Annotated in this window: 15 protein-coding genes; 1 reads left to right on the forward strand and 14 read right to left on the reverse strand. The window is 55.1% G+C overall.

The features are described 5' to 3' along the window. Positions 1-31: 31 nt before the first annotated feature. The 5 genes from J7I43_RS04250 to J7I43_RS04270 form a co-directional block, all read right to left on the reverse strand. Positions 32-1,054, reverse strand: a complete 1,023-nt coding sequence (locus J7I43_RS04250) for a PorP/SprF family type IX secretion system membrane protein (protein ID WP_209143585.1) — start codon at positions 1,052-1,054, stop codon at positions 32-34. Between the two features lie 8 nt (positions 1,055-1,062). After that, the gene (locus J7I43_RS04255) at positions 1,063-5,139 is read right to left on the reverse strand and encodes a gliding motility-associated C-terminal domain-containing protein (RefSeq protein WP_209143587.1); all 4,077 of its coding nucleotides are present in this window, start codon (positions 5,137-5,139) and stop codon (positions 1,063-1,065) included. A 160-nt stretch (positions 5,140-5,299) separates the two neighbouring features. Then, positions 5,300-5,704: a hypothetical protein gene (locus tag J7I43_RS04260; protein WP_209143589.1), complete on the reverse strand. Its 405-nt coding sequence runs from the start codon at positions 5,702-5,704 to the stop codon at positions 5,300-5,302. A gap of 10 nt (positions 5,705-5,714) precedes the next feature. After that, positions 5,715-6,611 (reverse strand): class I SAM-dependent methyltransferase, encoded by an 897-nt coding sequence (locus J7I43_RS04265; RefSeq protein WP_209143591.1) that lies wholly within the window; start codon positions 6,609-6,611, stop codon positions 5,715-5,717. A gap of 33 nt (positions 6,612-6,644) precedes the next feature. Then, positions 6,645-8,198: an acyl-CoA mutase large subunit family protein gene (locus J7I43_RS04270; protein WP_209143593.1), complete on the reverse strand. Its 1,554-nt coding sequence runs from the start codon at positions 8,196-8,198 to the stop codon at positions 6,645-6,647. A 54-nt stretch (positions 8,199-8,252) separates the two neighbouring features. Here J7I43_RS04270 and J7I43_RS04275 point away from each other — a divergent pair, with 54 nt between their 5' ends. Beyond that, positions 8,253-9,155 carry a M23 family metallopeptidase gene (locus J7I43_RS04275; protein ID WP_209143595.1) on the forward strand — a complete coding sequence of 301 codons (903 nt, stop codon included), beginning with the start codon at positions 8,253-8,255 and terminating at the stop codon, positions 9,153-9,155. A 36-nt stretch (positions 9,156-9,191) separates the two neighbouring features. Here the strand turns inward: J7I43_RS04275 and J7I43_RS04280 are convergent, their stop codons facing one another. The 9 genes from J7I43_RS04280 to groL form a co-directional block, all read right to left on the reverse strand. Then, complete coding sequence (locus J7I43_RS04280; protein ID WP_209143597.1) at positions 9,192-9,746, reverse strand: DUF7935 family protein; 555 nt, start codon at positions 9,744-9,746, stop codon at positions 9,192-9,194. 120 nt (positions 9,747-9,866) lie between these two features. Beyond that, on the reverse strand, positions 9,867-11,297 hold the full coding sequence (locus tag J7I43_RS04285; protein WP_317197057.1) for an L-serine ammonia-lyase: 1,431 nt from the start codon (positions 11,295-11,297) through the stop codon (positions 9,867-9,869). 114 nt (positions 11,298-11,411) lie between these two features. Next, on the reverse strand, positions 11,412-12,785 hold the full coding sequence (locus J7I43_RS04290; RefSeq protein ID WP_209143599.1) for a SusD/RagB family nutrient-binding outer membrane lipoprotein: 1,374 nt from the start codon (positions 12,783-12,785) through the stop codon (positions 11,412-11,414). Positions 12,786-12,815: 30 nt separating this feature from the next. After that, positions 12,816-16,331 carry a SusC/RagA family TonB-linked outer membrane protein gene (locus J7I43_RS04295; RefSeq protein WP_209143601.1) on the reverse strand — a complete coding sequence of 1,172 codons (3,516 nt, stop codon included), beginning with the start codon at positions 16,329-16,331 and terminating at the stop codon, positions 12,816-12,818. 251 nt (positions 16,332-16,582) lie between these two features. Beyond that, positions 16,583-17,539 (reverse strand): FecR family protein, encoded by a 957-nt coding sequence (locus J7I43_RS04300; protein WP_209143603.1) that lies wholly within the window; start codon positions 17,537-17,539, stop codon positions 16,583-16,585. 103 nt (positions 17,540-17,642) lie between these two features. Beyond that, entirely contained in the window at positions 17,643-18,215 is a 573-nt protein-coding gene (locus J7I43_RS04305; RefSeq protein ID WP_209143605.1) for an RNA polymerase sigma factor, read from the reverse strand. A 129-nt stretch (positions 18,216-18,344) separates the two neighbouring features. Next, entirely contained in the window at positions 18,345-18,848 is a 504-nt protein-coding gene (locus tag J7I43_RS04310; protein ID WP_209143607.1) for an FKBP-type peptidyl-prolyl cis-trans isomerase, read from the reverse strand. A gap of 12 nt (positions 18,849-18,860) precedes the next feature. Further along, on the reverse strand, positions 18,861-19,364 hold the full coding sequence (locus J7I43_RS04315) for an FKBP-type peptidyl-prolyl cis-trans isomerase (RefSeq protein WP_209143609.1): 504 nt from the start codon (positions 19,362-19,364) through the stop codon (positions 18,861-18,863). A gap of 126 nt (positions 19,365-19,490) precedes the next feature. Continuing rightward, positions 19,491-21,125: a chaperonin GroEL gene (gene groL / locus J7I43_RS04320; protein WP_209143611.1), complete on the reverse strand. Its 1,635-nt coding sequence runs from the start codon at positions 21,123-21,125 to the stop codon at positions 19,491-19,493. Between the last annotated feature and the right edge of the window lie 35 nt (positions 21,126-21,160).

A 21,160-nucleotide genomic window follows, 5' to 3' on the forward strand; every position in this document is an offset into this window, starting at 1 on the left:
TTTTTCCGGGGCTTTTTTATGAAGGGATTTTTTACCAGTTATGCCCTGGTGCGAACGCCCCGCTGCGGTTTCCCAGCGTGAGCCCGATAGTGATCTCGTGCGTGCCTTTGCTGATATAGTTCAGGGAAGACGCCGTATAGTCGTATGCGTAACCGATATTCAGCACGGGTGTGATATAAACTCCCAGCAGGCCCGCAAATCCGTCGTCTACCCGGTAATTCGCGCCTAACCAGAGACGGTCGCGGTAAAGCAGTTTTGCATTCACGTCAATGCCCAGGGGCGCAGGCTCTATCACTTTCAGCATCACGGAAGGCAATACGCTGAAATCGTTATTCAGCCACAGCCGGTAACCCGCGGTGATGAAGAGGTGCGGCATGAGTTTGCCGCGTTCGTCGGCCGTAATTACTTCTCCTTTATCAAAAGTCAGTTCCTGCGGGATGATGTTCTGCATGGAAACGCCACCAAAAAAATCCGCGGAATACAGCCAGATGCCAGCCGAAATATCCGGCTTCCATTTTCTCATCAGGCCCACGCCGGTCATGGTCGGGTCGCCGGGATCGGCAAACTCGAGTTTGTCCGCATCAAGACTGTAGGTTTGCATGCCTGCTCCAATACCAAGACTGATGCTGGTTTTGGGCCCGAGGCCGATGTGATGCGCATAGGCGGCGTTCACGGAAAAACGGCGGATGGGGCCGGTTACGTCGCTGAGCACGGTGAGGCCCACGCCGGGATGGCCTTCGGGAGCTTTGTAATCGTCCCAGTAAGTTTTGTCCCGCGACGTATACCGCATATCGGTAGGCGTGGTGTTATTGCGGGAATATTTGCCGACCGGGCCGTGCGCGGAGAGGTAAGTGGTTACCGGTGCGTCCTGCAGGCCGGCCCATTGGTGGCGGTGACTGGCTTTGATGTCCCAGTAACTTTCAATGCCCGCCACGGCGGGATTGAGGATGAACGGGTTCATGATGTATTGCGTATAGTGCGGCTGTTGCTGGGCCATGGCGGCCGGTGCAAGCACCAGTATCAGCAGGATCGTGCGTAAACATTGTCTGATCATAACAAATGTTATTTGAGGATGGTAACGGAGCCGGAAACGGATTTTCCGCCGTCGCCGGGTTGGATGACGTAATAATAAGTGCCTACCGGCAAGGTGTCTCCGCGGTATTTACCGTCCCACGAAGTGCCGTAACCGGCGGAACGGTAAAGGCGCTGGCCGTAACGGTTGAATATTTCCACGATGCAATTGGGATAATTAACCAGCTCCCGGATCACCCAGGTATCGTTGATATTATCGCCATTGGGAGAAAATACGTTCGGCGGTTTGATGGCCTTGATGACGGTGACCGTTACCTGGTCCGTTGCGCTGCAGCTGCTGCCGCTTTGGGCGGTGAGCGTATATACCGCGTCTTGGGTGGCTGTAAGTGTTGCCCGCAGCACGTTGGGATCGGTAAATTCCCCAGCCGGCGACCAGCGGAAAGTGACCTGGGTGGAATCGTTCGCCGTAGGCTGGAATTGTATCCGCGTACCTTCTCTGACGGTAAACGAGGGGCCCGCATCGATCACCGGCAGAACGGTTGCCACCACGGGCAGACTGAATGGCTCGGAAATGCAGCCATGCACGTCGGTTACGCGGAGGCTTACGCTGAATGTACCGGCCCGGTTAAAACGATGATCCGGGTTTGCGGCGGATGCGTTTCCTCCGTCCCCGAAATTCCAGTTCCATGCCGCCATACCGCCGGTGCTCATGTCTGTAAAGGAAAGGCTGCCGCCTTGGCAAACTGAATCCGAGGAAGCAACAAAACCCGCTACAGGCAAGGCGTTCACGGTAATGTCGCTGCTGGCGGAATCTACACAGCCATCGGTGGTGGTAAAAATATATTTAACGGCGTGTGTGCCAACTCCTGCCACTGCAGGGGCAAAGTTGCCGTTGGTGCTAACGCCTTCACCGGAATAAATGCCGCTTCCTGTGAGGTTATTTTCCACGGAAGCCGTAGCCACGCTTACAGGGCCCTGCGCTGACACACATACCGGCGGGATTACGCTGTAGGCGAGGTCGGGCAGCATGCTGAGTTTCACCTGCACGCTGGTATCGCTCGTACAGCCGTTTACGGTAGTCGCCGAATAAGTAACATTGAAAGTGCCCGGCGCTGTATAATGATGCACAGGGTTTTGGTCCGCGGAATTGGCCGATCCATCCCCGAAGTTCCACAGGTAGCCGTTAACAGCCTGTCCATCGGAAGTGGTGGCGTTGCTGCTGAAAGCGGCTTCACCGTTCACCGGCATACAACCTTCCGGCAACGTGAGGCTGATGTCTGGTTTGGCGCGTATGGTGAAGGGGGCGGATATGGAATCAATACAGCCCGCTGTGGTCGTGAAAATGTATTTGGCGGTATGATCGCCTACGCCGGCAATACCTGGCTGTAACGCGCCGCTGTCTTCAATTCCGGGGCCGCTGTAAATACCCGTGCCGGTTACGCCGTTCTGGACGCCCGCCAGCGCAACGGTGGAAGGCCCGGGAACGTTTTCACAAACCGGCGGCACAACGGAATACCTTAATTCCGGCTTCGCGGAAACGTCTATGTTGAATGAGCTGTCGCTTACGCAACCGTTGTTGGTGGTGGCGGTGTATTGCACGGTGTACGTGCCATCGCTTGTATACTGGTATACGGGATCTTTGTCTGTGGAAACACCCGAACCGTCGCCGAAATCCCATTGATAACCGGCGATCGTTTGCCCGCCCGGAGCAGTGGTGTTGTTGGTGAACCTGGCGGAACGGTCGGCGGGAAGGCAATCGCCGGGCGTTATAAATTCAATAATGGGTTTTGCGTGTATGGCCACGGATACATGTGCGGTATCGCTGACGCAAAGGTCGCTTACTTTTGCCACCATTTTCGCTTCATAAGTGCCGTAGCTGGCATAAGCCGCCTGTTCGGATGTATTGGCGCTGTTCACCGGCGAAGCGCCGTTCCCGAAATCCCAATAACGCGCCGAAACCGGCGCCGTTCCTGCATAAGCGGAACCATTATCTTCAAAAGTGATAAGGCCGCCTTCGCATACCGCCGCGGTGGAACTGCTGAAACTGGCCGTGGGGCGGTCGTGTATGGTGAACGATACTGAATCGAGGCTGGCGCAACCCATTGTCGTGACGGCCCTGAGCTTTATTTTATGGGTGCCGGGCTGGAAGATCTTCTTCGCTTCACGTGTGCCGGCGGTGCTGCCGTCGGGGAACGTCCATGCCCATCGGTCGAATGTAAAGGCGCCATTCGTTTCGCCGGCGGAAAAATAAACCGTGTCCAGCGTACAGGCAGTTGGAGTGGTGAAGGCCGCCATCGCTTGTGGGCCGGCTCTCACTTCCACGGGAATATTGATGGTTTCGGTATGGCCGCACATCGTGATGGAGGGGTGCGTGGCTTCCACCGGGACCGTATAATCCCCGCCGGTATTAAAGGTATAATCTTGCGGCAATATGTACTGGTAATACAGGATGCCGTCGATACGCAGCGTGTCTGCCGCGGGGGGCATGTTTTGGAGCACGTCCGCGTTCGGGGAAACGGCGCTTCCCAATGCGCTGATCTTCCAGTTCAGCACGGTGGGCTGATAGGGCAGGAGCACCGACAGTTTTACCGGCGTGCCCAGGCAGGTGAATTCACTGCTTTCATCGGTGCTTTCACTGTTTTTGATCCGCCCGGTACCGTTGAGGTTTTCCAGGTTCAGGCCAATATTGTAACCGTAACTTTCCACACTGCCCAGGCCATAGGTAACACCGGTAAAAGGCTGGTCGCAGGTAATGGAGCCGGTGGCATTGGCTGCCGCATATCGTTTTACGGCAACGCTGTAGCCGGGCATTTGCGGATGCGCGTACACATGGTCCACGCCGGCTGCGCCGTCTATCTGCAAAGAAGCCAGGCCGGCATCGGGCAATATCAGCGTAACGTACTGTATGTTCATGGATTCGTGCGTGGTACGGTAGAACACGGTCCTTTTTACACCCTGGCCGAGCGGGCTCAGGTAGATCATTTCCGGGTCTCCGCCGCCAAGGGTGTTGGCGCAACCGTTGCTGGAAGACATATATTGCGCCATCATCACCGGTTTATCCGCTTCGATCAGGTCCGCCGTATTGCTTTGAAATTCGTAATAGACGTTGTCAATAAGCCCTCCCAACGTACTGCCGTTGCGTTTTACTACCGTAGCGGGGTCGCTCACGATCACCCGGAACATGTCCGTTTTCAGGTTACCCGCTCCATTTTCATTGGAAAACGGCGCGGTAAGGTAACGCCGCCCCCAGGTATGTTTGGGAAATAGCTGCTGGATGATGTTGTCTCCTCCTCCGGGCGAGCCGCCGGGGCAGGCAATGTACGTGCGGCTGCTGCCGGAAAACGCTGCAATGGGATGGCATACGCCGTCGACATCGGGGATGGAGCGCACTTTCGTGCCGGTAAGATCGTTTCCGTACCCCCCGCCGAGGGCGGCGCCGAGTACCTGGTAGATATTGCCTTTATGGAGGGTAACGGTGAAGGGCACACCGGGCACGCGGCCATTCCGCGAGGGTTTGGAAGGCGTGATCTCAATCACCGTGTTATCTTCCTTCGCGATCACGAACATCCAGGAAAAGGCGTTGTCCTGGTAATACTGCTGGCTGTTGAGGGAAATGTACTCATACCCCCAGGCATTGCTGGGTATCAGCATGGAAGCGCCGCTGGAGGCGCTGCCGTATATGTGGGTATTGACCACCACCGGCACGTCGCTTTCGATGTGAATGGCTTTGTTGGCGAAAATGCCTTCGCCGCCGGTTCCGCCGAACGAAGGCGGCGGCGAATATAACCGGGCGTCATAAAACCCGGCTTTGGGTATTGTTTCGGTGGTAATGGAGGTGTTGGCGGGAATGCTGTAATTGCGTACCCAGGCGGTTCCATGGATGGAAACGGTTACGTTGGCGGCAGCTTGTCCGGCGCTGATGTAAAGCACCATTTCCTGGCTGTTGCCCATACCGGGTTCCATAAACTGATGATGCCCGTACCCGACCCAGAAATCCGTGCCGGTATTGGATAGATGCTGAGCGGAAACGTAATGCCGGAACGACAATACACAGGTAATACATAACAGTGCGCGCCGGATAAAAGCGCGGGGTAAAGGTGTATTCATGCAGGGTAAACGGTTTAAAGCACAGGGGATTCCGAATGGGAGGCAAGATAAGGAACTATTCGGGGAAAGTCCAGACGCGGGCGCCCTATCCCCCAAAAGGGGGAGGGGTATGCTTATGCGAGCGCGTAATCAGCGTAATATTGAAGCCTGTCGCGTTCCATTATTTTTTCAGGGCGGAAAGGGCCCGCATGCGTTTGAAGAACAATACCAGCGTAAAAGTGAACGCGGTCAGTACGGTGGCGTAACAAAACCACATTACCCCTGAGCTGCCGGCGATCTTGAGCGCTATTTCCCACCAGGGTTTGCCGGTGCCTTCCGCGAGGCGGAACATCAGCACATTGTACAGCACCAGCACTAAAACCGCCAGCCCGGAATACAGCAGGTATTGTCTTGCATTGAACAGGTTGCGGCGGGCGTTGTCGTATGCGAGCAATTCCATTACCTCCTCTACTTCCCAGGGCTGTAACCCTTTGCGGGCAAGCAATGCGGGGATGTCGGAAAATTTTTTCCCTTTGCCTGCTTCTACTGCATACAGCGCGTGCTCGTGCAATTTTTCCTCGGTCATAGGTAAAATTTTACAGCGGTTTTATTTCATACACGATGGAGCTGCATTTGTCCACATGCCGCCATGCTTTCCAGTAAGAGCGGAGGCCGTTCCAGCCGCCGGCTGCAAGACCGTTGCCGCCTTTGCTGTTTTTTTCGCTGAGCAGGCTTACGTAAAACGCGTCGAACACCATGGGATATTTCTGCACGATCTTCAGTTCGTGGCGTTGCAACAGGATGTCCATGCAGCGGGGAGAGAAGTGGTAAAGATGGCGCGGAACGTCGTACGCGGCCCATTCGCCGCCATAGATGCGCGCATCGGTGGATGTATAATTCGGCACGGCGATCAGCAGCGCGCCGCCGGGTTTCAGCAATGTACGCAATTGTTGCAGGTAACCGTGCAGGTCGTGCACATGCTCCAGCACATGCCACATGGTGATGCAGTCGAACTGTGCCGGTGCCAGGCTGAAAAGCGCTTCCATGCTTTGTGTATCGAGCTGGTAGAGGGTTTGGGCGTTTTCTCTTGCGCCGGAATCCGGTTCCAACCCGGTTACATCCCAGCCGAGCTGTTTCATATGGTGAAGAAAAGCGCCGGTGCCGCTGCCGATGTCGAGCAGCTTGCCGGTTTTTACGCCTGCGGCGGTTTTCACCCAGTTCTGTTTGGAGCGCATGGTGATCTTGCGCACGCTGTGATACATGCGGTTGATGATCCCTTCGCGGGTTTCGGTATGTGAAATGTATTCTTCCGAACGGTAATACCGGCCGATCTCTTCGATCGGGGGAACATCCTGTGTGAAGCGGCCCGTGCAGGCGGCGCATTCCCAGATGTCGAAGTTTTCTTTCGATACGGTATAGTCTTTTGCGGTAAGCGCTTTGGAAATCTTCGCCGATCCGCAAACCGGGCATTGCTGGTAATGGATACTACTCATGGTGATCATAAAGCTGGCTGCAAGATAATCAATTTAAATCCCCCTGTACTCTCCCCATACGTTCCGCAGGCAGTCTGCGATCTCGCCGAGGGTGCAGTAATTTTCAACGGCTTCCACCACCAGGGGCATCAGGTTTTCGGAGGTTTGGGCGCGGGCCGCGATGGCCGACAGCAGCGCCGTTACCTTTTCGTTGTTTCTGCGGCTGCGGAGGCGATGCAGTTTGTCGGACTGCTCCTTGCGGATGCTGTCGTCTATTCGGAACACTTCGGTATCGGGCTCTTCCTTCACGGTGAATTTATTCACGCCCACGATGATCTTTTCGCCGTTTTCGATCTCCTTCTGGTACTGGTAAGCGCTGCGGGCGATCTCGTCTTGGATGAAACCCTGCTCTATCGCGCTCACGGACCCGCCCATCGCGTCTATCTTTTCGATCAGTTCCCAGGCGCGGGTCTCCACTTCTTTGGTGAGCGCTTCCACGTAATAGGAGCCGGCCAGCGGGTCTACCGTGTCTGCAATCCCGCTTTCGTAGCCGATGATCTGCTGCGTGCGCAGCGCAATGCGTGCAGCCGCTTCCGTGGGAAGGGAAATGGCTTCGTCGAAACCGTTGGTATGCAGGCTTTGCGTACCGCCAAGCGTGGCGGCGAGCGTTTGCACGGCCACGCGCACGATGTTGTTCTGCGGCTGCTGCGCCGTAAGCGTGCTGCCGCCGGTTTGTGTATGGAAACGCAGCATCTGCGCTTTCGGGTCGGTGGCGCCCAGCTCTTTGGTGATGTGCGCCCACATATTGCGCGCCGCGCGGAATTTGGCCACTTCTTCAAAAAGATGGTTGTGCGCGTTGAAGAAAAAACTGAGGCGTTTGGCGAACACATTGATATCTAACCCCACGGCCAGCGCGGATTTCAGATAGGCTTTGCCGTTGGAAAGCGTAAAAGCCAGCTCCTGTACTGCGTTTGCGCCCGCTTCGCGGATGTGGTAGCCGCTGATGGAAATGGTGTTCCATTTGGGCACTTCACGGCTGCAATAATCGAAAATATCGGTGATGAGCCGCATGGAAGGCTGCGGGGGATAAATGAAAGTGCCGCGCGCGGCGTATTCCTTCAGAATGTCGTTTTGAATAGTGCCGGAGATCTTCTGCAGATCGGCGCCCTGTTTTTTGGCGAGGGCGATGTACAACGCCAGCAGGATAAAAGCGGTGGCGTTGATGGTCATGGAGGTAGACACCTTTTCCAGTTCGATGCCGTCGAACAATACTTCCATGTCTTCCAGCGAATCGATCGCCACGCCTACTTTCCCCACTTCCCCTTCCGCCATCGCGTGATCGGAATCGTAACCGATCTGCGTGGGCAGGTCGAAGGCCACGCTGAGGCCGCTTACGCCCTGGCTGAGCAGGTAATGGTAACGTTTGTTGGACGCCTCCGCGGTGCTGAAGCCCGCGTATTGCCGCATGGTCCACAGCTTATCCCGGTACATCGAAGCATGTATGCCCCTGGTAAAGGGAAATTCGCCGGGCATTTCGTTCATCGGCAGGGGAGTGGCGTACAACGGTTGTATTTCAATCCCCGAATCCGTCCTGATCTTCTTTTCCATATTTACAATGTTACTTTAAAAACGATAAATTGCGGTAAATTTTGTTGCCCGGCTATGATCACTTATTTGTTATTGGCGCTTACGATCGGATTGGCAGCGCTCAGTATTTTCCTGATGTACCGCGCGTCCCGGAAACCTCTTGCAGACCTGGTGTTTACGGCCGTGCTCTCGGTTTTCCTGGCTTTGTTCATCTACCTGTACGGCATGTGGGTGTTCCTCAGCATCTATCTCAAATATGTTTTCGGCATCCTGTTCCTGCTCAGCACCGGCTGGTTTTTTATCCGGCGGAAACAAACCCTCCGGTCCCGGCCCATCTGGCTTAAATTCTTTTTCGCCGTTTGGCTGTGCGTTGCGGTGGTTTTATACTTCACCGGCACAACGGGGAAACCCAGGACGGTAGAGCTCGACTTCCCGCTTAAAAAAGGCCGTTATTTCGTGCTGCAGGGCGGAAAAGGACTACCCACCAATATTTTCCATTTCAGCCTGCGCGGCGCCATTTACGCGATGGATATCGTAAAGCTGAACGATTACGGCAACCGCGCCAACACCGTGTTTTCCCGCAACCTGGAAGACTATGCCATTTTCGGCGACACCATTTACAGCCCCTGTGCCGGCAAAGTGGTGCGCGCGTATGGCGACAATCCCGACAATATTCCTCCCAATATGGAACGCGGCCCGAAGAATACGAACATGGTGGTGATCGAAGGTGAACATTACACCGTGTTTATGGGCCATCTCAAAAAAGGCAGCGTAATGGTGGGGGAAGGGGATGTGGTAAAAATGGGCCAGCCGCTGGGCTGCGTGGGTAATTCCGGCTTCAGCTCCGAGCCGCACCTTCACATACAGGTGCATGAAAAAGAAGAAGGGCGGCCCTGGTATGCGAGCACGCCCCTGTATATACGTTTTAACGGCAGAAGTTACCTGCTGAATGAAATGATCAAAAAGAAAAACCTATAAAAAGAAGAGACCCTCATGGTCGCTTCGTTAATGTCTTTAATGTTGCATCAGCTTGCGCGCTTCGGAATTGATGATCTCTATCGCAATATCCGACGGTGATTCGGGCTGCAGCATGAACAGTTCCAGGATCTGTTTGTTAAGCTCGATGGAAGGCGCGTCCGGCGGTAGTTTCAGCCCGATCTGGTTGATGATGGAAATGGTTTGTTCCTTCACGGTTTTTACGGCTTCCCAGGCCTGCGCCGTTACATATATCTGCTGCGAAACGTTGTGGTCGTATTCCGATTTGATGCTCGATACCATGGCGATCTGCATGTCCAGCACGGTAAAGCCCGGCTGGTTCACACGGCTGATCAGGTTTTGTGGTGCAATGCGCTCCACGAACAGCACGATGCGCTCGTAAGCCTGCAGTTGCAGCGGCAATATCACTCCGCCGCCTTCGGTTTTACCTGCAGCGGCTTTCAGCTCTTTTTCCTTTTCCTCTTTTTCTTTCTTTTCGCCTTTTTTCAGCGTGTCTTTCAGGGTCCAGATAACAAGCACTACCGCGCCGGCAATAATTACGATAAACAACAGTTCCTGACTGGATGGCATCATCGAATGGGTTTTAGAATTACAAATATAATAGGAATTTATTATTTGTAAGTGAAAACCTTCGGTTAAATAAAAAAAGCGTTCCGTGGTAGCGGAACGCCTTGAATGATATTGCTGAAACGCCTAACATTCCGGCAGGCTGATCGGGATGTTCACCGCCAGGCCGCCATCGGACGTTTCCTTGTATTTCGAGTTCATGTCCTGCGCGGTTTCCCACATGGTTTTCACCACCGCGTCCAGCGAAACCTTCGCCAGCTCGGGGTTGCTTTGGAGCGCCAGCTGCGAGGCCGTAATGGCTTTGATGGCGCCCATCGTGTTCCTTTCGATGCAGGGCACCTGCACGAGGCCGCCGATAGGGTCGCAGGTTAGGCCGAGATGATGCTCCATGGCTATTTCGGCCGCCATCAGCACCTGGCGCTGGCTGCCGCCCATACATTCCGTGAGGGCCGCCGCCGCCATGGCGCTCGATACGCCGATCTCCGCCTGGCATCCGCCCATGGCCGCCGAAATGGTCGCGCGTTTTTTGAAGATGCTGCCCACTTCCGAAGCGGTGAGCACGAACTGGATGATCTTTTCCGTATGCAGCCCGTCGCAGAAGGTAATGAAATACTGCAGCACGGCGGGTATCACACCTGCGGCGCCATTGGTTGGCGCCGTTACCACCCGGCCGAAAGAGGCGTTCTCTTCATTCACGGCCAGCGCAAAACAGCTTACCCAGTCCAGCGTGTACGAAAAATGTTCCCCGCCCGCGCGGATGGCTTCCACCCAGCTGTTATAATCGGTATAAGTTCTTCCTTTTAATAATTTGAGATTGAGCGCCGCGGCCCTGCGCCCAACTTTCAGCCCGCCGGGCAGCTCGCCGGTGGTATGGCAGCCGCGGTAAATGCAGTCGCGCATTACTTCCCATATCCGCAGCACGCCCGCTTTGGTGTCGGCTTCGCTGCGCCAGGCCGTTTCATTTTCCATCACCAGTTCGGAAATGGAATAACCCGTTTTGATGCACCACTGCAGCAGCTGCCGCGCCGTATCCACCGGGAAAGGCAGGTCTACGTTGTTTTTCCCGCCGCCCGCAATTTCTCCTTCCTTCACCACAAATCCCCCGCCGATGGAATACCAGGTAGACGCCAGCTGTTCGCCATCCTGCAGCGTTACCAAAAAAGTAAGCGCGTTAGGATGGAAAGGAAGCGATTCGTCGTAAAGGAATTGAATATCGGTAAGCGGGTCGAAACCGATCGTGAATTGCCCGTGCAGGTGAAGTTGTTTGTCGCGCCGGATCTTTTCCACTTTAGCGTCGATGTCGTTCACATCGCAGGTAACGGGGTCTTCGCCCGAAAGCCCGAGCTGGATGGCGATGTCCGTTCCGTGGCCATGCCCTGTTTTGGCAAGCGAGCCGTAAAGCAATATGCTGAGCTGTTGCACGGAAGCGAGTTTGCCGGTTGCCTCCAGTTCCCCGATGAAACGCATGGCGGCGCGCCAGGGGCCTAATGTATGCGAGCTGCTGGGGCCTACGCCGATCTTGAAAATATCAAATACTGAGATACACTCGTGTGGCACAATAAACGTGTTTAATCTTCAAAGTTAAGGGATTTGCGGGCACGACCGTTCAGCGCAAAAAAATACGCGCTACCGCAAGCAGTAACGCGCATATGTTGACAGATAGAGAAAGACTTATTTGTTCCACCACAATTTGCCGTAGAGGCCGTCTCCGGCTCCTGCAAACTGGCGGGTAACGGCGTCGTTGTAATTTTTGCCGTTGTTGAACACTTCGTCCGGCGGGTAACCCTGGCGGCTGGGCGCATCTTTGCCCTGCGGTTTCACGAAGGTGGGGTAGCCTGTTCTTCTCCATTCGGCCCAGGCTTCGTAGCCGTGCATGAACAGGTGTACCCAGCGCTGCACGCCGATCTGCTCGTAGCCGGTGGCGGCGTTGTAGGCCATGCCGGGTGCGGCCATCATGACGCCGTAACCGGTGGTATCGTTTTTATTCCACTGGCGAACCGAATGTTCGATGGCTTGTTCATAAAAGTCCGCCGCCGCGGCGTCTCCGCCGCCGGTCCAGCCGCGTTTGGCGGCTTCCGCCCGCGCGAAAAGCGCCTGTGCGTAGGTAACGAGGTACACCGATGCATCCTGCCGGCGGATCTCTTCGCCCAGCAACGAAAATTCGGTGGTGCTCAGGCCGTCGAGCGCGCCGAAGGGAAGCCCGGCATATTCGCCGTCGTTGTTCGGGTCGCCGTATACGGGCAGGCGCGGATCGTTCACCGGTTTCATTTTGCTCACCAGCAGTTCGCTGAGCGCCCACCATAAACGGTTCTGGTCTTCGATCTGGTCGTACCAGTAACTTTCATTGGCTTCTTCGGGCAGGTGTTTGAACACCATGTTGTCGTCGTTTTCGGTCATGATGCCATTAGTCAGCGCTTTGTTGAACTCTTCCCTGCCTTTGGTGGCATTTACTTCCGAGATGCGCAGCGCCATCAGCAAACGGATCGTGTTGCCCAGTTTTTTCCACCGGTCCATATCGCCGTCGTACAGCACGTCGTTGGTAATGTCGCCGTCCACGATGGATTTATCCGCTTCGTCCAGCAGGGCGAACAGGTTGTTGTAGATGGATTCCTGCGTGTCGTACACCGGGGTGAACTTTTCGGAGCCCTTGAGCGCTTCCGAATACGGCACATCGCCCCAGCGGTCTGTAATATGCCAAAAATAATATGCTTTCAGGATCTTCGCGACGGCCAGCTGGTTGGCGATGGGGCCTTCTTTTGCGTCGAGCTGTTTGGAATTGATCACGGTTTCCAGGTTCATCAGCGGGCCCTGGTAAATACCGTAGAAGCTCGCTGAAACCTGGTTGTATAACGAAAGGTTAGGGTATTGCGTTTCGGAAAGGTATTGCGCGTTGTATTCGCCCTGCGGGGATTCCTGCAATACCGGCAGGTATAGCTCCGCATTGGCGATCAGCTGCGTATTGGAAGCCTGGCTGGGCAGGTTGGGATTGACGTTGATGTCGCCAAATTTGTTGCAAGCCCCGAAGATGAAAACGATTCCTGTCAAGAGATATTTGCTTTTCATGTGGGTGTGGCTTTAAAAGTTGACGATAAGGTTTACTCCGTAAGAACGCACCGTGTTAGCCTGGCCGGATTCCAGCCAGCTGATGCTTTGGCTGCCGCTGGAAAGCTCGGTAGGGTCGAGACCTTTCGGCGCTTTCTGCCAGATCATCCAGGGGTTGCGCGCGATCAGCGCCACGTTGATGCTGCTGAACGGCAGCTTCGAAAGGTTCGCCTTGCTGAAAGTATATCCCAGCCTCAGTTCCCGCAGTTTGATATAGTCGCTTTCGTACAGCCATTCCTCGTAAACATGGGTGCCCAGCACAGTACGGTAATACTGGCGCGCGTCCACATATGCCGTCACCATTTCTTTGGTGGATGCTTTCATACCGGTTACTTTCACGCCGCCGCCGTCTGCCAGCGGGTCGCGCACGTTTTTGCCGTTTTCGTTGATGGCCGCGGTTTCTTCCGCCATGCCGGTTTTAACGGCCAGCATGCGCGAACGGCTGAAGAACATGCCGCCCACCTGGTAATCGATCATCGCGCTGAGGTCGAAATTGCCGATGGTGAAGGTATTCTGCCATCCGCCGGTGGCGTCGGGCATTACGGAGCCGAAGTTATGCGTGGCCTCGGTATACAGCGGCATATTGTTCGCTCCCAGCAAAATGGTGCCGGTGGCGGAATCGCGCTGGTACGCCTTGCCGATGAGGCTGCCGAAAGGTTTGCCCACATAGGCGTTGAGGTAAGCGGTTACGCCGGAATAAGTGGAAGAATACAGGGGATACACGTTCTGGTTGGGCGCCAGTTCCACCACCATGCTTTTGTTCCTGCTGATGTTGAAGGCGGTGTTCCAGCTGAAGTTCTTCGTACGTACGGGCGTGGCCGTTATCGCCACTTCAAATCCCTTGTTCTCGATCAGCCCCGCATTGATGGTGGTGGTGCTGTAACCGCTTGTGCCGGACAGCGCGAGGGGAATGATCTGGTTTTTGTTCTTTTGCATGTAGTATGTAAAATCCAGTCCCAGCCTGTTGTCGAGGAACTTCAGGTCTAAACCTGCTTCGTAAGAATGGGCGAACGAAGGTTTGATGTTCTGGTTTACCAGGTTGTCTAGCACGTACAGCGAGTTCACCGCGGTGCCGGATGGCGGCCTGTAAATGCCGCCCACGCCGTAGTTGACCGAAGTTTCATATACTGAAACGTCGGCGCCCGCCTGTGCGTAGCTGAGGCGCAGTTTGCCGTAGCTCAGCGGCTTCCATTTCAGCACGTCGCTGAATACGAAGCTGGTAGATACGGAGGGATACCAGTAAGAGTTGTTGCTGCGGTTGAGGGTCGAAGAGTTGTCGTTGCGCAGCGACGCTTCCAGGAACAGCAGGTTCTTATAACCCACGGATGCCATGCCGTATGCGCTGCGGATCGTTTTCCGCAGCAGGTAGGAGCTGGCCTCGGGCCGGTCTATCGACGCTTCGAGGCTGTAGTAGCCCGGGCTGGAAAGACCGCCGGCCGTTGCGCCGTATACATAAGTGTACCTGCGGTTGAAGATGTTGCCGCCGAGGTTCACGTTGAAGGAGAAGTCGTTCACCGTTTTGTTGTACTGCGCAAGGAACTCGTAGTTCATTTCTTTGTTCTGGTACTTGCCCACGGTGTATTCCGGCACCCTTCTGCTGCCGAATGCGATCCTCGTTTCGATGTTCTGCGTATACACGTCGCCGCGCACAAAACCGCTCAGCTTGAGGCCTGGCAGCAGGTTGTAGGTGAGGCCCACGTCGCCGAAGAAACGGTCGCGGTTGTCGTTGCTGGTGTTTTCGAAGGCGTCGAAATAAGGATTGTCCCAATAAAGCGGTTCAAAGTCGGTGATCACGCCGTCGCTGCCGTTGGCGGGCGGGTCGATATTCCAGTGCAGGTTAGTGCCGTCCGCGTATTTGTAATTGCGCATCTTTTTCATGTCGATGTTGCGCTGGAACCATTGCACGATGTAACGCGCGCCCCATTCGGAGCCCTGAGACGGGCGCTGGGCGCTGTTGTTCGCGTAGTTGATATTGGTGGATACCTGCAGTTTGCTGGTGAGATCGAGCGAGGCGCTTACGCCGAGATTGTTCCTTTTCAGCCAGCTGTTGGGCTCTATGCCGCGAACGTTGGTATTGTTGTAGCTCAGGCGGAACGTGGCGTTTTCGCTGCCGCCGGATACGTTGATGCCGTTGTTGAAAGTGGTGCCCGTCTCATAAAAATCCTCGATGTTGGTAGGGTGCGGCACAAAGGGCGTTTCTTTGCCGTAATCGGGATCGAGGGGATAAAAACTGTTCACCTGGCGCACGGGCGTGCCGTCCATTTTGGGCCCCCAGCTTTCGTCCCAGTCCATCTGCACTACTTTCTGGCCGTTGGCCAGCGTGTTCCAGGTTTGTTTCGAACCGGCGCCGTAGAGATTTTGCAGTTTCATGAAGTTGGCGGCTTTTTCAACCGAGAACGCGCTGTTGAGCTGCACGTTCACTTTTTTCGCGCCGCGCTGCCCTTTTTTGGTGGTGATCATGATCACGCCGTATTGCCCGCGGATGCCGTAAAGCGCCGATGCGGCGGGCCCTTTCAGCACATTGATGTCTGCAATGTCTTCGGGGTTGATGTCCTGCGCAAGGTTGCCGTAGTCCGCACGGTCGCTGTTGGCGAAGTTGGCGTTGGAAATGGGCGTGCCGTCTACCACGATCAGCGGCTGGTCCGACCCGGAAATGGAATTCACGCCGCGGATCTTGATCTTCTGCGTACCGCCCATGCTGGCGCCGGAAGCGCCTACCACCTGCACGCCCGCCACTTTGCCGGCCAGCGCGCCGAGCACGTTCTGGTCTTTGGCGTAAGTGAGGTTTTCACCTTTCACGCCTTGCGTGGCGTAGCCGAGCGACCGCTGGTTGCGCGTGATGCCGAGCGCCGTTACCACTACTTCAGACAGGTCGGTATCGCCCAATTGGAGGTTGAAATCGGCGGTCACGGTCTGGTTGTTGACCACGGTCACGTCGAGGGTTTGGGCTTCGTACCCCATGGCGGTAACCCGCAGCTTGTAAGCGCCGGCTTCCACGCCTACAATGGCGAAACGGCCCTGGTCGTCTGCCACGGCGCCTTTGGTGGAGCCTACGATCTGCACGGTAGCGTAAGGCACCGGGTTGCCCGAAGGGTCGCGCACAACGCCGCGGATGCCGCCTTCAAAGGTAGCCGCCGCCACACCGGCCGGGGCAAGACCGGCGGTGAGGGGAACGGCGCCTTTTTTAATGACGATATTGGCGTTTACCTGCTCGTAACGCAGGTCTGTGGTGCGCAGCAGCTCGTCGAGCAGGCGGTTGACGGGGATGTCTGTAGCGCGGTAAGTGATATTGTTGTAACCTGCAACGTCCTGTGTTCTGTAGGTAAAGGAGCAGTCGGCCAGCGATTCGATCTTTTTGAACGCCTGTTTAAGCGATGCGTTCCGCAGGTCGATAGACACGGTGATCTTGCTCAGGTCCTGCCCGCTACCGCTGGCGGCCATCAATAAGCCATTGATTGTGAGCAATATTGCCAGAATGGAAATCCTCATAATACACCTTTTGAATGAAAGCCGCCGGAAGATGGGCGCCGGCCGCTTTTTTTCATTGCATAGCGGAGCAATGAAATTGCTTTTTTCTACATACAAATTCATAGCTTTGGTAAGTTTAATAATTCATGAAAAGGGATTATTCAACTGCAAACAGGAGCCGCTGCCAGGTCGCAATTGGAGCGGCTCTCTGCTTTTTGTAACAATCAGCCGGATGCAAGAATGCATGGATGGTTCATTGACTTCGATTTTGGTTAATGGATCGTATAAATTCCTTCTGTTAATGTCAGTTTGGTATCGGTCAGCCTGCACAGCACCTGCAGGGCCTGTTCCACCCCGATGTCCCGCTTGAACGAAGTGCTCACCGGCACTTTCCGCAACTCTTCCTGCGTGATCGATATTTTTACGTCGTATACCCGTTCCAGGTCTGCAATAATATCCGCCAGCGTTTCGCCGTCGTATTGCAGGTCTCCCTGTTTCCATGGCGCCGCCTCGGCGATCAGCGTTTTTTTGCCGGCGGGGGCCAGGCGGCCGAGGTCTACTTTCAGCTGCTGGCCTTTGGTGAGGGTAGTGGGACTGTTTTCCCCGTAATCCACGCTCACTTTACCCTGGCTCACGCTCACCACCACGTTTTTACGCCCCGGATAAGCTTTGATGTTGAAAGCCGTGCCCAATACGGTGGTGGATATTTTGCCGGTATGGATAATAAAAGGCTGCTGTTCCGCGTGCTCCACGTCGAAGTAGGCTTCGCCGGTGAGGTACACTTCCCTTTTGCTTTCGCTGAATTGCTGCGGAAATTCGAGCGTGCTGGCAGCGTTGAGCCAGACCTCCGAGCCGTCCGGCAGGCGCAGGTGTTTGTATTCGCTGCGGGCGGTATGCTGGCGGGCCATGTTTACGATCGGGCCGCGCTTGCGTTCGGGCATCAGCCAGAGCGCGGCGGCCACGGCGGCTACGAATATGGCGGCCATGGCCAGCGCTTTGCGCAATATGGCGCGGTTGCGTCGGAAAGGCGCCACCAGCTGGCCGTGCCCGTTCACGTAGGTTTCCGCGGGCGTATTGGCGGCCTCGGCCTCGTAAACCTGGCGGATCAGCTCGCGCACGTCCTCGTCGTGCGAGCCTTGCCGGAGAAGGGCGAAAAATTCTTCGTACTCCTGCGGCGTGCACGTGTTGTCCCGGTATCTCCTGAATAAATATTGTATCCGTTCTTCCATCGCGGGGTGGTTGTAATGGTGTACTTATACCGGGAAGACGAAGCAGCGGGAAAATGTTCCTATCGGGTTTGAAAAAAAATCTGAATTTTTTTTTGGAAGGGGCTCAGAAGAAGAATGGGCAAAGGAAGGTAAGCGGCCCCGCGGTTTTGGCCACGAAGTTGCGGATGGCCTGCAGGGCGGTAGACAGCTGGTTTTTGACCGTATGGCGCGATATTTTGAGCTCTTCGGCGATCTCCCGGTAGTTGAGCCCCTGCTCGCGGTTGAGGCAATAAATGAGCTTTCTTTGGGGCGGAAGGCGGTCTATCGCTTTCCGGAGAATGTGATGGTATTCGCGGGCTTCCACGACGGCGGCGGTAGCATCGGGGTTGACGGGCATGGCGTTCCAGATGGATTCGCGGAGGCGCTCGTCTGCGGCGGCTTTGCGCAGGAAATCGATCACGCGGTTCTCGGTGAGCCGGTACAGCCAGGCTTCCATGTTGCGGATCTGCCCGAAATCTTCCTTGTGTTCCCAGAGTTTGATGAACACATCCTGGATCACGTCCTGGGCGTAAGCGTCGGATTTGGTGAGTTTGAGGGCCAGGGCATACAGCCGGCCTTCGTGCCTGCGGAATATCTGCATGAAATGCAGTTCCAACGGGTCCTTACAATCGGGGCGGTATCTCGTTTCATTGTGCATGCGATACGCGGGAATAATTACAGCGATTTTCTCGATTCTGGTCTTCTTAAATGTAGTACATTTTCCCGGTAATATAAAATGCCTGTTGCGGTGAACAACAGGCATTTTGTATAAAAAATTCAAACTGAATCAGTAATAATAATTATTCAGCTTTACTTCGAAGATCAGCACGGAGTTGGGGGGGATGGAGCCCTTGTCCTGGTCGCGGTAGCCCAGCACGGAAGGGATAAAATACCGTACGGTGCCGCCTTTGGTCGTTTTCATCGGGCCTACTTTAAAACCTTCGATCAAACCGGGCTGGCCCAGGCGCATATCGCCGAAGGTCACCGCCCTGGCGGAATCGAAGCGGGTGCCGTTCAGCAGGAACCCTTTATAATCGATGTTAAAACGGTCGGTGAGCTTGATGGTATCGCCGCCCTGGCCGTTTACCAGCACTTTAAAATAAACGCCGGTGGTATCGCGCACATAACCGGTGAGATTATTGGCCGCGATATAATCTTTGATCTTCTGCTCGTCGATGGCGGCCTGTTTGTCGTAATCGTACGGTGGTTGCGGGTCGTCTTTTTTGTTGCAGGCAAAGATCAGTGCAATCGCCAGAAGGCTCACAAGGCCAAGGATGTTTCTCTTCATCATATAGTGTTGCTGTTATTTGATATTGATAAGGCTGACATCGCATTCGAGGATGGCGTTGGGGGGAATGGTGCCTGGCACCCCGATTTCGCCGAATGCCAGCCGCGACGGGATGTATAAAATAATGCGGCCTCCTTTGGTGATCAGCTGCAGGCCGATCTGCCAGCCTGCGATATGGTCTTTCAGCTGCCGGTTGTCGAACGAAGTGGGCAGCGGGCTTTGCTCTACGATCCTCGGGTTGCCCAGGATGCGGCGGGTAAAGGTAACCACCGGCACCTGGTTGAGGTGAATGGTGTCTTTTTCATTGCCTTTGTCCATGATCTTGTACACTACCCCGCTGGGGTGGTACTGCACGCCGGAATCCTGCCGGGTGGAAACCAGGTAGTTCCTGATAACGTCCGTATCCCTGTACACGGCATCCAGCGCTGATTCGAGGCTGGGTGTTTCCTTGGAGCAGGAAACCAGCAGCGTTATCTGGACCGTAAGCAGGAAAAAAGTCAGAATACGACGGTACAACATGCCTGAATTTAGCTTTTTTTCAAAAATCACACCCGTTAAACGGCGGGGATGGCGGGAAAGTTACAATAAAAAAATCCCGCCGCGGAATACCGGGGCGGGACTTTGGAAATTTTATTCCCGGGAGGATTAATAATCCATGCCCATACCGTGGCCGCCCGGCATTGCGGGAGCAGCGGATTTAGGCTCGGGTTTATCAGCGATCACGCATTCGGTGGTGAGCAGCATACCAGCGATGGATGCGGCGTTTTCCAGTGCGATGCGGGATACTTTGGTTGGGTCGATTACACCGGCTGCGAGCATTTTCTCGTAAGTTTCGGTGCGGGCGTTGAAACCGAAGTCGGCTTTGCCTTCCTTCACTTTCTGTACCACGATGGAACCTTCGATGCCTGCGTTTTCGGTGATCTGGCGCAGCGGCTCTTCGATCGCGCGTTTAACGATCGCGATACCGGTCTGCTCGTCTTCGTTCTCGCCTTTCAGTTTGTCCAGCGATTCGATGGCGCGGATGAACGCAACACCGCCGCCTGCTACGATGCCTTCTTCAACGGCAGCGCGGGTAGCGTGCAGGGCGTCGTCCACACGGTCTTTTTTCTCTTTCATTTCCACTTCGGTGGCGGCGCCAACGTACAGTACGGCTACACCGCCGCTCAGTTTGGCGAGGCGTTCCTGCAGTTTTTCACGGTCGTAATCAGAAGTCGTCACTTCGATCTGTGATTTGATCTGGTTGATACGGCCCTGGATGGCTTCTTTATCGCCTTTACCGCCTACAACGGTGGTATTGTCTTTGTCGATGGTTACGGATTCAGCGCGGCCCAGGTAGGTCAGGTCGGCGTTTTCCAGTTTGTAACCCTGCTCTTCGGAGATTACCACGCCTGCGGTGAGGGTAGCGATGTCCTGCAGCATTTCCTTCCTGCGGTCGCCGAAGCCGGGAGCTTTTACAGCAGCCACTTTCAGGGTGCCGCGCAGTTTGTTCACCACGAGGGTGGCCAGTGCTTCGCCTTCCAGGTCTTCAGAAATGATCACGAGGGGAGCGCCCTGCTGGGCTACTTTTTCCAGGATGTGCAGGATGTCCTTCATGGTGCTGATCTTTTTGTCGTAGATCAGGATGTAGGGGCTCTGCAGCTCGGCCTGCATTTTTTCGCTGTTGGTAATAAAGTAAGGGGAGAGGTAGCCACGGTCGAACTGCATGCCTTCCACTACTTCCACGGTGGTTTCGGTGCCTTTCGCTTCTTCAACGGTGATAACGCCGTCTTTGGTCACTTTCTGCATGGCTTCGGCGATCAGTTTGCCGATTTCCGCGTCGTTGTTGGCAGAAATTGCGGCTACCTGTTCGATCTTTTTATTGTCGCTGCCTACTTTTTCGGACTGGCTTTTCAGGTTCTCGACAACCGCTTTAACGGCTTTGTCGATACCGCGTTTCAGGTCCATGGGATTTGCGCCCGCGGCCACGTTTTTAAGGCCTTCGCCGATAATGGACTGCGCCAGCACAGTAGCGGTGGTGGTACCGTCGCCCGCGATATCGGCGGTTTTGGACGCTACTTCTTTCACCATTTGCGCGCCCATGTTCTCGATGGGGTCTTCCAGCTCAATTTCTTTCGCTACGGTAACACCGTCTTTGGTTACGCCGGGGGCGCCGAATTTCTTTTCGATCACCACGTTGCGGCCTTTGGGGCCCAGGGTCACTTTCACTGCGTTAGCCAGGGTGTCAACGCCTTTTTTCATTTTGTTGCGGGCGTCTGTATTGAAGAAGATCTGTTTTGCCATAGTTGTACTATTTTCTTTGGTCGTGTTTAAGTAAT

It is taken from the genome of Chitinophaga chungangae, assembly GCF_017742215.1.
In the GTDB taxonomy this organism is placed as follows: domain Bacteria; phylum Bacteroidota; class Bacteroidia; order Chitinophagales; family Chitinophagaceae; genus Chitinophaga; species Chitinophaga chungangae.